The organism is Streptomyces panacea (assembly GCF_040560175.1).
Classification (GTDB): Bacteria; Actinomycetota; Actinomycetes; order Streptomycetales; family Streptomycetaceae; genus Streptomyces; species Streptomyces panacea.
Genome location: NZ_JARJHW010000024.1, coordinates 1 through 13,323, shown reverse-complemented (window position 1 = coordinate 13,323; position 13,323 = coordinate 1). Strand labels below are relative to the sequence as shown.

The 13,323-nt window shown below is 69.6% G+C and carries 12 protein-coding genes and 1 pseudogene; 6 read left to right on the top strand and 7 right to left on the bottom strand.

Annotated elements, in window-relative coordinates; genetic code table 11:
* Positions 1 to 14 precede the first annotated feature (14 nt).
* Positions 15 to 926 carry a helix-turn-helix domain-containing protein gene (locus P3L51_RS08865; protein WP_354604545.1) on the bottom strand — a complete coding sequence of 304 codons (912 nt, stop codon included), beginning with the start codon at positions 924 to 926 and terminating at the stop codon, positions 15 to 17.
* A 114-nt stretch (positions 927 to 1,040) separates the two neighbouring features.
* Entirely contained in the window at positions 1,041 to 1,928 is an 888-nt protein-coding gene (locus tag P3L51_RS08860) for a ketopantoate reductase family protein (protein ID WP_354604544.1), read from the bottom strand.
* A gap of 70 nt (positions 1,929 to 1,998) precedes the next feature.
* Here P3L51_RS08860 and P3L51_RS08855 point away from each other — a divergent pair, with 70 nt between their 5' ends.
* A complete protein-coding gene (locus tag P3L51_RS08855) occupies positions 1,999 to 2,628 on the top strand; it encodes a TetR/AcrR family transcriptional regulator (RefSeq protein WP_354604543.1) in 630 nt (209 codons plus the stop codon).
* A 140-nt stretch (positions 2,629 to 2,768) separates the two neighbouring features.
* Complete coding sequence (locus P3L51_RS08850; protein WP_354604542.1) at positions 2,769 to 4,028, top strand: LAETG motif-containing sortase-dependent surface protein; 1,260 nt, start codon at positions 2,769 to 2,771, stop codon at positions 4,026 to 4,028.
* Positions 4,029 to 4,313: 285 nt separating this feature from the next.
* Here the strand turns inward: P3L51_RS08850 and P3L51_RS08845 are convergent, their stop codons facing one another.
* Positions 4,314 to 5,879 carry a tannase/feruloyl esterase family alpha/beta hydrolase gene (locus P3L51_RS08845; RefSeq protein WP_354604541.1) on the bottom strand — a complete coding sequence of 522 codons (1,566 nt, stop codon included), beginning with the start codon at positions 5,877 to 5,879 and terminating at the stop codon, positions 4,314 to 4,316.
* A gap of 260 nt (positions 5,880 to 6,139) precedes the next feature.
* Between P3L51_RS08845 and P3L51_RS08840 the strand changes: the two genes are divergently transcribed.
* Together P3L51_RS08840 and P3L51_RS08835 are read left to right on the top strand one after the other, a co-directional pair.
* Positions 6,140 to 6,937: an SDR family NAD(P)-dependent oxidoreductase gene (locus P3L51_RS08840; RefSeq protein WP_354604540.1), complete on the top strand. Its 798-nt coding sequence runs from the start codon at positions 6,140 to 6,142 to the stop codon at positions 6,935 to 6,937.
* 39 nt (positions 6,938 to 6,976) lie between these two features.
* The gene (locus P3L51_RS08835) at positions 6,977 to 7,576 is read left to right on the top strand and encodes a TetR family transcriptional regulator (RefSeq protein WP_354604539.1); all 600 of its coding nucleotides are present in this window, start codon (positions 6,977 to 6,979) and stop codon (positions 7,574 to 7,576) included.
* Between the two features lie 121 nt (positions 7,577 to 7,697).
* Here the strand turns inward: P3L51_RS08835 and P3L51_RS08830 are convergent, their stop codons facing one another.
* Positions 7,698 to 8,306 (bottom strand): hypothetical protein, encoded by a 609-nt coding sequence (locus tag P3L51_RS08830; protein WP_354604538.1) that lies wholly within the window; start codon positions 8,304 to 8,306, stop codon positions 7,698 to 7,700.
* 142 nt (positions 8,307 to 8,448) lie between these two features.
* Positions 8,449 to 8,766, bottom strand: a pseudogene (locus P3L51_RS08825) (response regulator transcription factor); the annotation flags it as partial.
* Positions 8,767 to 8,914: 148 nt separating this feature from the next.
* Here P3L51_RS08825 and P3L51_RS08820 point away from each other — a divergent pair.
* Positions 8,915 to 9,397, top strand: coding sequence for a pyridoxamine 5'-phosphate oxidase family protein (locus P3L51_RS08820; protein ID WP_435594411.1), 483 nt, complete (start codon positions 8,915 to 8,917; stop codon positions 9,395 to 9,397).
* A gap of 20 nt (positions 9,398 to 9,417) precedes the next feature.
* Here the strand turns inward: P3L51_RS08820 and P3L51_RS08815 are convergent, their stop codons facing one another.
* Positions 9,418 to 11,139, bottom strand: coding sequence for a sensor histidine kinase (locus P3L51_RS08815; protein ID WP_435594409.1), 1,722 nt, complete (start codon positions 11,137 to 11,139; stop codon positions 9,418 to 9,420).
* 246 nt (positions 11,140 to 11,385) lie between these two features.
* A complete protein-coding gene (locus tag P3L51_RS08810; protein WP_354604537.1) occupies positions 11,386 to 12,171 on the bottom strand; it encodes a universal stress protein in 786 nt (261 codons plus the stop codon).
* A gap of 198 nt (positions 12,172 to 12,369) precedes the next feature.
* Between P3L51_RS08810 and P3L51_RS08805 the strand changes: the two genes are divergently transcribed.
* A complete protein-coding gene (locus P3L51_RS08805) occupies positions 12,370 to 13,272 on the top strand; it encodes a universal stress protein (RefSeq protein WP_354604536.1) in 903 nt (300 codons plus the stop codon).
* Positions 13,273 to 13,323 lie beyond the last annotated feature (51 nt).

Below are 13,323 nucleotides of genomic sequence, written 5' to 3'. Positions count from 1 at the left end.
CCTGACAGATCGGCTCAGGCCCGATCCGCGGCGCGCAGGGCTCGCGCCAGCCACTCCAGCTCCTCGGTCGCGTCGGGCGACGAATCCTGCCCGCGCACACGGGCGACGAGCCTGCGGTAGCACTCAGCCCCCGCCTCGATCCCAGCCTCCAGGCTGTGCAGCACGGCGGCCCGATCCGCGTCACCAAACAGCTCGGACAGCACCTCGGCCGCTGCGGGACTCTCGGGAGCGACCCCGCGTTCTCTGACCTCCGCGACAGTCTGCACGACCTGCCTGGCCCACCAGATGGACGCCCCGGGGGGACGACCCCGCCCCGGTACGGGCGTGTTGAGCTCCATCCATGTGCGCAACCGGGCACGAAACCCGGGGTCCCGCACCAGCTCGGCCAGTTCGATCCAGGCGTCGACCTGCTCGGGTGTGGGATCCTCGGGCAATTCGATGCTGAAGCTGCGCAGGCGGTCACGCAGGTGCGGGTCGACGGCGAGACCGCCGAACACCTCCTCCTTGAACTCGCCGATGATCTGCTTGCGCTCGGCGGCGGAAAGCCGTGCCAACCGGTTCATCAGTGCTGTCTCCTCAGCGGTCGAACCACGTTTCGATACGGTGGACAGAACGGCCCTGCTCACCTTGAGAGAGCGGATCTGGGCGTCGAGCGCTGCCACGTGAGCGTCGGCGACCTCGGCGACCGTGGTGCGGCCGCTCAGGACGCGGCACACGTCGTCGAGCCCGAGACTCAGCTCCCGGAGGGTGCGGACCAGCTCGACGCGGGCCACGGACTCGGCGTCATACAGCCGGTAGCCGCTTGCGGAGCGGGCCACGGGCGGCACCGCTCCCTCGTCCGACCAGAAGCGCAGGGTACGCACCGAAAGCCCGGTGCGGTGCGCGAGTTGGCCAATGGTGAGCACGTCGGGGCGTTCGTCGTCCATGGCGAGATCTTGGACCCTCCAGCGGCTGGAGACTCAAGCGGCTGGAGACTCAAGCATCTCAGTGCGACATCGCGTGCCCAGAGCAGCACTCACGTGTGATCCGGCCGGGGAGGTTCAGCCGCCTGTCGCCTGCCGGGCTTTCGTATGGGCGCGGATCTGTTCGGCCAGCCGCGCGAGTTCGGCCGCTGTCGCGGGCGAGGCGTCGCTGAGTCCGCTGTGTACAGCCGTCGGGCTTCGCAGGAAGCGCCGCAGCGTGGCCACGAGCAGCCCTTCCGGCAGGGTCCGCAGCGCGGCGAACCCGCGAGGGGTCGGCGGCGTCGGCATGGCGGCCAGGTTCTGCCGCATGAGACGGAGCATGCCGCGGACCGCGTCCGGATCGTCGGCCAGCGCTACCGGGCCGCCCGCCGCGCGTACCGCCTGCCCGAGTGGCACCTCGAACGCGGCGTGCGTCTTGAGCCAAACATCCATCTTCGGCTCGGTCTTGGCGTTGATCCCGGCGGTGCGGAACGTCCGCACGATCCGTTCGAGTCGCGGGGTGGCCCGGCCGTCGGGTTCGCCGATCGGCATCGCGACCCGGCTGGTGATGAAATTGCTCTTGCGGTAGCGGACCACGTCGCCGTCCATCGTGCCGCCAGTCGAGGGGAAGCCGAGCAGCACCCGCTCATGGCCGATCACCGTGCCCAGCGTCTCCGGGCCGGCTGCCCAGTTGAGCAGGAACAGCACGTCACCTTGGACACCGGCGAGTGATTCCAGCACCGCATCCACCTGGTGGGTGCGGACCAAGACGGCGATCAGGTCGTACCCGCCAGCCGGGTGCTCGACCACCGGTACCGGCACTCGCTTGACAACTGGGCCGTCTTCCTCGGCGAGTTGTACGCCGTGTCGGCGCAGGGCGGTCAGGCGCTTTCCCCGGGCGAGGAGCGCAACGTCGTGCCCGGCCTCATGCATGCGGGCGGCGAACAGGCTGCCGCAAACCCCTGCGCCATACACGAGCAGCTTCATGACAGCCCTCTCTCATACACTCGTTTGACTCATACGTTCGTTTCATTCAAACATATGTAGAGTCCCGCTTGTGGCGACCCCTGACACCCGCACCCAGATCCTCGACGCGGCCGAGCACCTCTTCGCCGAGCACGGATACCGCGGCACCTCGGTCCGCGCGATCACCACACTCGCCGGAGCGAACCTGGCCGCCGTCGGCTACCACTTCGGCTCGAAGGCGGAGCTGATGGCCGCAGTCGCCCGCCGCGTGATCGAGCCCATCAACGCTGCCCAGTGCGCCGGGCTCGACAGAGTGCTCGCCCGGACCCCCGACCCACCGGTCAGCGAACTGGTGGAGGCATTCGCGGGGCCGCTGTTCGACGAGATGCCGACCGGCGACGACGACGGCGCCCGGACGTCCCGGCTGATCGTGACGATCCTCAGCGACCCGGCCGAGGAGGCACGCAGCTGGACCGGCCCGGCCGAGGACACGGTTCGCGAGCGCTACCTGGCGGCCTTCGCGCGCGTACTGCCCGGCCTTTCCCCGGAGGAACTGCGGTTCCGGATGCGGGGAATCCTCGCCGTGACGGCCGTCGACCGCGTCGAGGTCTACCAGCAGCCCTCCCCGGCCTGTCTGCCCCCGGTAGCGGGCGAGGCGGCCCGGCACTGGGCGATCACGTTCCTGACGGCAGCGATGAGCGCACCACCGACGGGGACCTGACGACTCGGGACGGCCGCGCCGTCCGGATCCGGCACAACACGTACAACCGTTCGGGACCGGTATGTGTCTAGGGATTACATGTGGCCGTTCTCCTGAAAGACACCTTCCGTTCAGCGATGTCCCGACAGAGGATTCCGTCAATGCCGACCCCGCCGTACCGACGCCGCGTCTCCCTTTCCGCCGTCGCCACCCTCGGTGCCGCCGGGCTTGTCGCGCTGGGCGCCGCTCCCGCCGCCGTGGGCGACGAAGCGCCGCCCTCCCTGGCCCTCGGAGACATCAAGCCGATCACCGGAGTGAAGCCGGGGAGCCCGGTCGATCTGCCGGTCACCGTGGTGAACAACGGCACCACGACCGTCGAGAAGCTGTGGATCAAGTACACCGCCACCCGGGGTCTCGCCTTCCCGGAGGTTCCCTCCAACTGCCAGAAGCAGTACGTCGGTGCGTACGACGAGATGCCCGAGCGGTGGATCGCGGTATGCGCGTTCGACCAGGCGGTGAAGCCGGGCGTCGCCTACACACCCCAGAAGCCGTTCGCCGTCAAGGCGGAGAAGCACGCCTTCGACGACGAGATGTGGGTGACCGTCACGGATTACGAGCCGCCACCCGACGAGAACAGCACCCCGTTCCCGGGCACCGCACCGGAGATCGAACTGATCGAGTCGCCGACCGGGGGCACGGGGTCCACGGACCGGTTCAGGGTGCCCGTCACGTCGGTCAACACGGCCGACTACGAGGTGACGGGCGCGGCGTTGCGGGGGAAGCCCGGCGACACGGTGACGATGAAGGTGACCTTCACCAACACCGGCCCCGGCTGGGTCTGGTCGAAGCCGGGGACTCCCTGGACTTCCGTCCTGGTCACGCTCCCCGCCGGAACGTCGGTCGTCAAGCCCGACTTCTACTGCAAGGCCAAGGGGAAGGGGTACAACTGCGGCCTCACGACCCGCCCGCAGGAACACCTCGAGACGGCGACCTTCACCTTCAAACTGAAGATCGACAAGGAGGTGGCGGGCGCGAAGGGCTCGGTGGCGTTGAGCAACAGGAAGCTGCCGTTCGACCCCGACAAGGCCAACGACACGGCCCCCATCACGCTGGAGGTCACCGGCGGGGAGCCAGGCGCGACGGGCGGTACGACCGGCGGTACAACCGGCGGCGCGGACGGTGGCTCCGGCTCGACCGGCGGTTCCACCGGCGGCTCGACCGGCGGTTCCACCAGCTCGACCGGCTCGACGAGCGGGTTGTCGTCGGCGGGCGGTGCCGGTACGGCCACGACCGGCGGCAACCTCGCGGCGACCGGCTCCTCCGACACACTCCCGATCGCGGGCGCGGCCGCCGCAGCGGTCGTCGCGGGCGCGGGCACCATCCTCGTCGTACGCCGTCGCCGGGCGCGGCACGACAGTTGACGGACTGACGACACGCGCGGCCCTGCCCCCTGTGGCCCCCCGGCGCTCCCCGCCCGTACGGGGATGGTCCCTGTCCCGTGGGCGCGGCCTCCGGGACGACGTCGGGCTCGGGAAACGCGCACCGGCCGTGTTCGCGGCGCATCGCGGCGGTAGCCGTCCGACGGAGCGCCCGCCACGCGCACGACTGGCTGGTGGTCCGGGTCGGCGGCCGTTGCCGGCGTGGCCGTCACGTTCACGGGTCACAGCACGTCACCGGCGCCCGTCCCCGTCGTTTCCTTCTCTGGATCAGCTTTCGGCGCAGATGAAATTCTCGGCGTCGTCCGTGTTGCCGTGGCCTTTGTACCGTGCGGAAAGTGGATACACGCACAGCGGCCGTGTCACGCCGGTCTCTCCGTCCTGTCCCTCGCCGACGCCGAGAAGTGTCGTGGGCTTGCGGTTGTGCTCGACCCAGTTCACGACCGCCTCCAGGGCACTACCGGGGCTCGGAAGCGCGCCGTAGTACCCGGCGGGCATCAGACCCGGATGAGGGTGTGACCGTACGAGAGTTTCGTGTCCGCCGCCGGGAGCCAGGAAGAGACGTGCGAAATCGCCGACCTCACGGATACCGCCCATCTTCTCCGCCAACTCGCGGTAGTAATCGATGGTCCCCTGCACAGGGATGGAGGAGTCAAAGGTGCCGTGGGTGATGACCATCTTGCCGCCGGCCGCGCGAAAGGCGGAGAGATCGGGGTCCGCGGCGCCCACAGTGCTGTCCCACTTCCGGACCGACCGTTCGAAGAGGTCGGTGAACTGCTCGTAGGTGAGGGTGCGCCAGTCGAAGGCTGGATCCTGGAGCACCCAGTGCGTGACCCATGTCAAGGCATCTTGGCCCGGCCGCGGTGAGGTGGTCCCGTCGTCGTCGGTCACGGTGCCGGCGATTCGATCGAGCGGAGTACCGGGGGGCGGGCCGTACCAAAGGAACTCGCCGTCGGTGCCGCGCGGACCCTTCCAGATCTTGTTGATGATCGCGGCTTCTTGCGCGGTGAGCACATCGCCGATCAGGGTCCGGGCGTCCATGTCGCAGGCGCGCAGGTCGGAGACGATGTGGTCATTGACGCCATCCAGCCCATCACATTTGGCGATCACCCTGTCGTTCACGGCCTCGAAGGTCGATCGCGGGATGAAGTGGTCGGCGACATTCATCACGACTTGCGGCCAGAGCACGGCGGGGAGCAATCGCGGCAAGTTCACCGCCGGCCAGAACACCGCGAGACCGTCGTAGTCGTTCGGGTAGCGCCGCGCCTCCATCATCGCCTGGCGGCCTCCGGCCGAACCACCGTGGAAGTAGGAGTAGATGGGGCCCCTTCCGTAGTAGGCGGCGATCACTTTCTTGGCGCTGACAGCCGTCTGATGGATCGACAGATGGCTCCAGATGTCAATCACGGGCTTGTTGAGGGTGTTGTCGGGCTTCAGTGCGAACGCCCCGTTGTTGCCCGTCGTCGGTACTCCGGCGTCGGTGTTCGCCGTGGCGTATCCGGCCGCCAGCGCGCACGGGTCGTACCGTCCGCACGGCTCGTCCGGCCCCCCACCCGCGAACCCGCCGCCGCCGGTGCCGACGAACCGCCCGTTCCATGTCGCCGACGGAAGGAACACCCCGACCCGGAATGACTCGTCCGATGAAGGGTCGGCGACCGTGAGCCGCACGTCGCAGTAGGCCGGATGCTTTTCCGTCGCGCTGACCGATGTGGCGGATTCGACCGTCCGGCCGGGCAGGCTGAAGTCGATCATGCCCTCGCACGAACGAACCGGCACCTTGCCCGTCGGCGCGGCATCGGGCACCCGGGTACCGGCCGCTGGAGCGACCGTGGACATCGCCAGAGTCCACACGACCGCCAACGACACCACCGGCAACAGGACTTGACGACCCCTGCCTCTCCACGGCGAACCGGACGCGGAAGTCGCTCTGCTCATTGCCATTTCCTCCCTCGGGGCTGACGGAGTAACCCTCCGACCGCGAGCGCATCGTATGCCAACCTGGCACCAAGTGCCAGACTGGCATACGATGTTGCCCTGAAGGCCACTTGACGCCCTGTCAGGAACGCATCCGGACCAACCCCAAGGCAGGAACGACCATGAACACATCTGACGCGGTACTCGTGACCGGGGCGAGTTCCGGCATCGGCGCGGAGTTCGCGCGCCAGCTCGCTGGGCGCGGCCATGACACCGTGCTCGTCGCGCGCCGCGCCGAACGTCTTGAGGCGCTCGCTTCGGAGCTGTCCGCCCTCCACGGCACCCGGGCCGTAGCCCTGCCGATGGATCTGACCGAACCGGGGGCAGGGCAAGCACTGCGCGCCGAGACCGACCGGCTCGGGGTCGATGTCGCCGGAGTGGTGAACAACGCGGGTTTCGCCAACCACGGACTCTTCCGCAGCGAACAACTGGACCGGCTCAAGGCCGAGATCGCGCTCGATGTCATCGGGGTCGTGGAGATCAGTCATGCCTTCCTCCCGCGTCTTCGTGAGCGGGGAGAGGGGTTCCTGATCAACATCGCGAGCATGGCCGCCTACAACGCGAGTCCCACGATGGCTGTCTACGGCGCGTCCAAAGCGTTCGTGCTCAGCTTCACCGAAGCGCTCTGGTACGAGGAACTGGGTTCAGGGGTCAAAGTCTTCGCTGTCTCGCCAGGGGCTACGCGGACGGAGTTCTTCGACGTGGCGGGTGAGAGCGCGAGCGGCGGCAGTCGGCGGATGCCCGCGTCGGAGGTCGTCCGCACCGCGCTGGCCGCGCTCGACCGCCGAGGTTCGCAGCCGAGTGTCATCGTCGGGGGCGGTAACCGGGTCACGGCCGGCGTCTCGCGCCTCCTGGGACGCCGTCGGATGACACGAACCATCGGACGTGTGATGACCCGCGCCATGTCAAGGAGTCAATGACCATCTGAGGCACTGGTGACGCGTGACTATGCTGACCCCATGACGGAGAGGGCAGGTTCTGTGGAGCGGCTGTGGGACCGGTCCCGGCGTTCGGTCTATGCCGAGATCACCCAGGTCGCCATGGACCTGTTCCTCCGCAAGGGGTTCGACCAGACCACGATTGACGAGATCGTCGCGGCGTCGGGCGTATCCCGGCGTTCGTTCTTCCGCTACTTCGGAACGAAAGAGGACATCGTCCTCGGTGGTCTCGCCGATGAGGGCGCGCGGGTGAGCGTCGAACTCGCCAGGCATCCCGACGAAGAGGATCTCTGGACAGCGCTGCGCTCCGCGATCCTGGCCGTCGGAGACGAGGAAGCGGACGAGGAGCGCACGCTCGCGATCGCGCGGATGATGTACGGCAGCCCGTCCCTACGGGCCCGAAGCATCGAGAAGCACCTGCGCTGGCAGGCGGATCTCGTCCCCGAGGTGCGTCGGCGTCTCGGTGGGCCCGAGGACACGGCCGATCTGCGTGCCGCGGCCATCGTGGCTTGCGCGATCACGTGTCTGGACACCGCGGGCGAAGCCTGGTCCCGAGCCGGCGCCGACCAATCCCTCGCTGTCTACTTCACCCAGGCGCTCGACGCCATCCAGGGGCGATAAGCGGCTGTCGCAAGGATCTTCCAGCAGTTGCCGGTACCGGGCCATGCTTCACAACGTGAGCCCTCACCCCTGTGCTTACCAAGGCCCGGGACACGGTGGCTCTGTCCCGGACCGGTGGTGATCAGTGGAACCAGCGGTTGCGGTTGACGATCGGGAGCCGTTCCCAGAGCGCGCTCAGTCCCCAGGTCCGGCCGGCGTAGGCGGCGGCGAGAGCGATCAGGACCAGGGCGTACACAACGTGGTAGTCAAGGACGGGGTTGCTCGACATGCTGGGCGCACCGTCGGAGAGGTGTCTGGCGGGCGGCCATTCCGCGAGCCACATCAGGCCCATCATCAGCGTGCCCGCCACCGCGGCGAACCGCAGTGCGAAACCCGCGACCAGGACCACGCCGATCGAGAGCAGGCCGAGCATGAACAGCCAGTCCACCCATCCCTCGCCGGCCCATGAGTGGAAGGTGGACTCGAACGGCCCCGCGGAGACACCGCTCAGGAAGCCCTTGGTCGGCGAGCCTCCGTCGATCCAGGCCGCTCCACCGGGAGTTGCGTACCCCCAGCCGAACGCCTTGTCCCCGAACGCCCAGAGGAAGACACCGCCGACGACCAACCGCACGACGGCGAGGGTCCTCGCGAGGAAGACATTCGACTCGGTTCGGGTGACGCCCGCGGTGCTCGCGGTCCGCTGTCCCTGCCGCGAGGTCGCAGGCCGGTGTGAACCCTCGTGAACTGCCATGGTGGTGACCCCTTCGGGACGGTGGATACGGTGCGCCCTGCTGCTTGCACACTCAATATCCCGCCGGCCGAAGGCGGCGCACAGCGGCGAGCGGCCCTCACCGGAGGGCCGAACGGCCCTCTTCGGCGCCCCCGTTGGGACCTCAGGAACCGGATGTGTCCCCGGCGGCCCGGCGTCGTGGGCGGTCCTGGGAGGGCGGTGGGTGCGCTGCACCGTGCTGCTGGTGCGCGGCGTTCGCCCGGGTGGCGAGGACGGCGGCCTGGACGCGGCGTTCGACGCCCAGTTTGGCCAGCAATCGCGAGATGTTGTTCTTCACCGTCTTCTCCGCCAGGTAGAGGCGTTTGCCGATCTCACGGTTCGTCAGCCCCTCCCCCACCAGCACGAGGATTTCCCGCTCGCGCTCGGTGAGATCCGGCAGCGGTCGTCGAAAGCCACGGCGCGACCGCGCGCGCACCTCTGCGTCCGACCTGACGCCCGTACGGCCGGAGGTCCGAAATGGCGGCCCGGGATGGACCGTTCGGCCCTGGCACCGGCACGGCGCCGAGGGGACGCTGATTGTCCGACGAACGAGCGCGTGACCAGGCAGGCAAGAGTAAAGGGTGTGCATGATGGGCGAGCGGGACTCGCGGCCACCGCCGGGCACCCGGGACACGGAGGTGTCCCGGCTCATGGAGGCGCTGGACCGTGGTGACGCACTGAATCTGCTGCGCTCGGTGTCTCTCGGCCGGCTGGTGTTCACCCAACGCGCTCTGCCGGCGATTCGTCCGCTCAACCATCTGCTGGACGGGGAGGACATCATCGTCCGGCTGGGTGAAGGTTCCGCGCTCGCGTCGCTGACCGCTCCGCGCGGCGGCCCTGGAGCCGTCGTGGCGTACGAGGCGGATGTCATCGACCTTGATCTGCACGTGGGTTGGAGCGTCGTCGCCACGGGATACGCGCGCCTCGTGGAGGATCCCGCTGACCTCGACCGGTACCGGGACCTCCTTCGTCCCTGGGTGGCCCGGGCGACGACCGATGTGCTGCGTATTCGTCCCGAGCTGGTCACCGGGTTCAGACTCACCCCTGCGGCGGATCCCCCGACGGCCGGTTGAACCCGCGTCCGGTCCGGTGGTCAGTCGCCTTCCTGGTGGAGCAGGGGGGCGCGCCAGACGAATCGGCTGCCGCCAGCGGCGGGCGTCTCGACCGTGAAGGTTCCTCCCGCGCCCAGGGCTCGTTCGGACAGATTCCGCAGACCGCCGCGGCGTCCGTCGTTCCGGATGCCGCGGCCGTTGTCGGTGACGGTGAGGACGACCTCATCGGTGGTGGCCCGCAGGTCGATCTCGACCCGTGTGGCGTGTGCGTGGCGTGCGGCGTTGCTCAACAGCTCGCCCAGCGCGGCTTGGATGTGGTCGGCGACCGGCGGCGGCACGTCGGTGTCGAGGAGACCTTCCATGCTCAGACGGGGCGCGTATCCGAGGACGGATGCCGCTTCACCGGCCGTACGCGCGGCCCGAGCCCGCAGGCTGCGCCCTGTCTCCTCGTCTCTGACGCGCAGGCCGAAGATGGTACTGCGGATGATTTTGATCGTCTCGTCCAGGTCGCCGACGGCCCGGGTCAGCCGCTCGGCGGCCCCGGCGTGATCCACCAGCCGGGCGGCGCTCTGCAAGGTCATCCCCGTGGCGAACAGCCGCTGGATTGCCAGATCGTGCAGATCGCGTGCGATACGGTCGCGGTCCTCCAGCAGCGCCAACTGCTCTGTGTCGCGGCGCCGTTCGGCCAGTTCCAGGGCGACGGCGGCCTGTCCGGCGAAGACGAGCAGCGGATCGATCTCGCTGTCCGTGAAGACCGGCTCCCCCGCCGGCCTCACCAGCAGCAGCACTCCAAGACGATGCCCGGCGGTGCCCAGGGGGACGGCGACGGCGGGCCCCAACCCGGTGGGGTCGCCGGTTGTGCCGGTGAAACGGTCGTCGTCCGCCGGACAGGCCGTCGAGACAGGGCGACCTCGGCGGTAAGCGGCGCCGGGCAGGGTGCCGTCGACCGGGACGAGGTGACCGCGCCGCTCCTCCTCCCGGCCTCCGGTCGCGAGTTCCACGACGAGGCTGTCGGTACCGGGTACGGGAAGGGATATGTCGGCGAGTTCGGCACCGGTGAGGTCTCTGGCCCGGCCGGCGATGAGACCGAGCACCTCCGTCCGGGGGCTGCCGGAGAACAGGCTGTTGGTGATCTCCGTGTTCGCCCGCTGCCACCTCTGCCGGCGCCTGACCCCCTCGTAGAGGCGGGCGTTGTCGATGGCCACGCCCGCCGCCACCGACAGGGTGGAGATGACCCCTTCGTCTTCGGTGTCGAAGTCGTGCCCGCCCCGCTTGTCGGTCAGGTACAGATTGCCGAACACCTGGTCGCGCACACGAATCGGCACTCCGAGGAAGGTGCGCATCGGCGGGTGATGGGCCGGCGAACCGTAGGAGGCCCGGTGCGCGGCCAAGTCCGTGAGCCGCAGCGGCTCGGGATTGCGGATCAGCTCACCGAGCAGCCCGTGGCCCGCGGGCAGCGGACCGATCGACTCGATCGCCTCCTCGGAGAGGCCGACCGTCAGGAACTGCGACAGCCTCCGGCCGTCCGGCCCGATCACCCCGAGAGCCGCGTAGCGGGCATCGACCAGGACCGCGGCAGCCTCGACAATCCGCCGCAGAACCTGGGCGAGGTCCAGCTCACGTCCCACCGAGACGACCGCCTCCAGCAGACTGTGGACCCGGTCCCTGGTCCCGCGAGCGGCATCGATACGGGCCTGCAGCTCATCCAGGAGCTCATCGAGGCGCATCTTCGGCATCTGTGAGAACGGGTCCCGCTCGCCCACCGCTACTCCTCCACCGCCTGGACCGGAAGACAGACTAGCGGCCCGTCTCGGCCCACGGGTGACGTACAGCGCCGGACAGGAACCCGCCGGATCGCGACGCGGCGGACCGGCGAGCGGTATCACCGGCATCACCGGCATCGCCGACGCCGCCACAGACCCATCGGCCAGGTGCCCGCCGCGTCGGGCCGACCCGTCTCCGCGGGCGTTCACTGCGCGGCGGCCCCGCGCGCGACGGTGAGCCGGTGCTTACCGGCTCACCGCGGGTCCGACGGGAACCAGCAGGACCGGGCAGTGCGCGTAGTGCAGCAGCGCGTGCAGGGTGCGCAGGTGCCGCGCACCCGAACCGCCGTGCTGACGGCGGGCGATGACCAGCACATCGGCGCCGGCCGTGGCAGTGATGAGCGCACTGTCGGGCACCGGCGTGGTCCCGTCGTGATCGCGGCCCTCCGCCATGTCGGCCGGGCGTTCCACCACGGTGGCAGGAGCCGTGGAGTACGACGCGGCGGCCGTGGAGGGCCGGTAGTGCGCGGTGTGCACGAAGCGCAGACGGGCACCGCGCCGTACGGCTTCCTCGAAGGCGAAGCCGGCGGCTTCGAGGTCGGCGTCGCTTCCGACGGCGAACAGCACTTCACCCGCCTCGACATGGCTCGTGGGGCAACCGGTTCCAACCACGAGAAGGGGGCGGTGACTCCGTTCGGCGACGCGCTGGGTCACCGACGGCGACGCCAGCGAGGCCAGAGCGCCCAGGGCGCGCGTGCCGACGACCACGAGCGCCGCGCCTCTGCCGCGAGTCACGAGACCCGCTGCCGGGTCGGCGGCTACGGCCGTGAGACGGACCGGCAGTTCAGGGTGGCGCGCGGCGACCCGGTCGGCTGAGCTGATCAGGACCGGACCGGCCGCGTCCAGGTCGGGCACGGCGTACACGATCTCCAACGGAACCGCTCGGCGCATCGCCTCCTCGGCAGCCACGTCCAGCGCGCGGGTCGAGACGACCGACCCGTCGACACCCACGACCACATGATGTTCGAGCATGTGCGTTCTCCTCGCCCGCCGCTGACGGCCCCTCCGGTAAGACCCCCGCCGCCACCCACCCTGGGGGCGTACGGGTGGCGCGCCCAAGGAGCCGACCGGACCTGTCCAAGGGCCCAACAGGCCCTATCTCGGCGGCTACAGCCGGTGCGACTGTGCGCAGGACAACACGGTGAGCGGATAGGGAAGGTGGTGGGAGCGGTGGCGTTCCCCCTGGTGGTCGGCGTCGACGGATCCGAAAGGAGTCTGCAGGCGCTGGACTGGGCCGCGGACGAGGCGATACGGCACGCGCTGCGGCTGCGCGTGGTGTACGCGAGCGTCTGGGAGCCGCACGAGAGCACCCGATCGCCGCTGGGCGCAGGTGAGTCGCGGGACAGTACCTGGGCCGAGGAAGTCGTCACCGGCGCCGCCGAGCGGGCCCGGCTGCGCCGGCCGGAACTGAAGGTCTCCGGCACCGTGCTGCCCGACGCCGCCGTGCCCTCGCTGCTGCGCGAGAGTGACGAGGCGTACGCCGTCGTCGTCGGCAGCAGAGGCCACGGGACCCTCGCCGGTCTGCTCCTCGGGTCGGTCGGCCTCCAACTGGCCGCCCGCGCACCCGGTCCGGTCATCGTTGTCCGGGGCGCGCCTGCCAATCGCCAAGACGGCTTCAACCGGGTGGTGCTGGGCATACGCGACGGCGAACGCAGCTCTGCGGCAACGGAGTTCGCCTTCGTCGAGGCCCGAGCGCGCGACAGCCGGCTGCACGCGGTACACGCCTGGCGGCCCCCGGCCTACGCACTGCCCGACATCCCGGTCCCCCCGGACCTGCTCACCGAAACCCGGGAGCGGCAGGCACGAGAACTGCTCACCGCCGCGTTGGAGAAGTCCTCCCACCAACACGAATCGGTGAAGGTGATCTCGGAAGCGTTCAACGGTCCGGCCCGCGAGGGCCTGCTGGGAGCGGCGGCCTCCGCCGACCTCGTAGTGATCGGCGCCCGCCGCCGCCACGCCTCACCGGCCCTGCAACTCGGCAGCGTCAACCACGCCGTACCGCACCACGCGCCGTGCCCGGTGGCCATAGTCCCCCAGCGCAGCTTGCCATCAGGCGGTCACGCCACCGCGTAGCCGGCGCGGAAGCCCACACTCGCCGTGACGACCGATGCGCACCGAGTCGGC

Excerpts from the sequence above, each read along its gene's own strand:
- P3L51_RS08865 (WP_354604545.1), bottom strand. The coding sequence starts at position 926 with ATGGACGACGAACGCCCCGACGTGCTCACCATTGGCCAACTCGCGCAC.
- P3L51_RS08860 (WP_354604544.1), bottom strand. The coding sequence starts at position 1,928 with ATGAAGCTGCTCGTGTATGGCGCAGGGGTTTGCGGCAGCCTGTTCGCC.
- P3L51_RS08850 (WP_354604542.1), top strand. The coding sequence starts at position 2,769 with ATGCCGACCCCGCCGTACCGACGCCGCGTCTCCCTTTCCGCCGTCGCC.
- P3L51_RS08845 (WP_354604541.1), bottom strand. The coding sequence starts at position 5,879 with ATGTCCACGGTCGCTCCAGCGGCCGGTACCCGGGTGCCCGATGCCGCG.
- P3L51_RS08840 (WP_354604540.1), top strand. The coding sequence starts at position 6,140 with ATGAACACATCTGACGCGGTACTCGTGACCGGGGCGAGTTCCGGCATC.
- P3L51_RS08835 (WP_354604539.1), top strand. The coding sequence starts at position 6,977 with ATGACGGAGAGGGCAGGTTCTGTGGAGCGGCTGTGGGACCGGTCCCGG.
- P3L51_RS08830 (WP_354604538.1), bottom strand. The coding sequence starts at position 8,306 with ATGGCAGTTCACGAGGGTTCACACCGGCCTGCGACCTCGCGGCAGGGA.
- P3L51_RS08820 (WP_435594411.1), top strand. The coding sequence starts at position 8,915 with ATGGGCGAGCGGGACTCGCGGCCACCGCCGGGCACCCGGGACACGGAG.
- P3L51_RS08810 (WP_354604537.1), bottom strand. The coding sequence starts at position 12,171 with ATGCTCGAACATCATGTGGTCGTGGGTGTCGACGGGTCGGTCGTCTCG.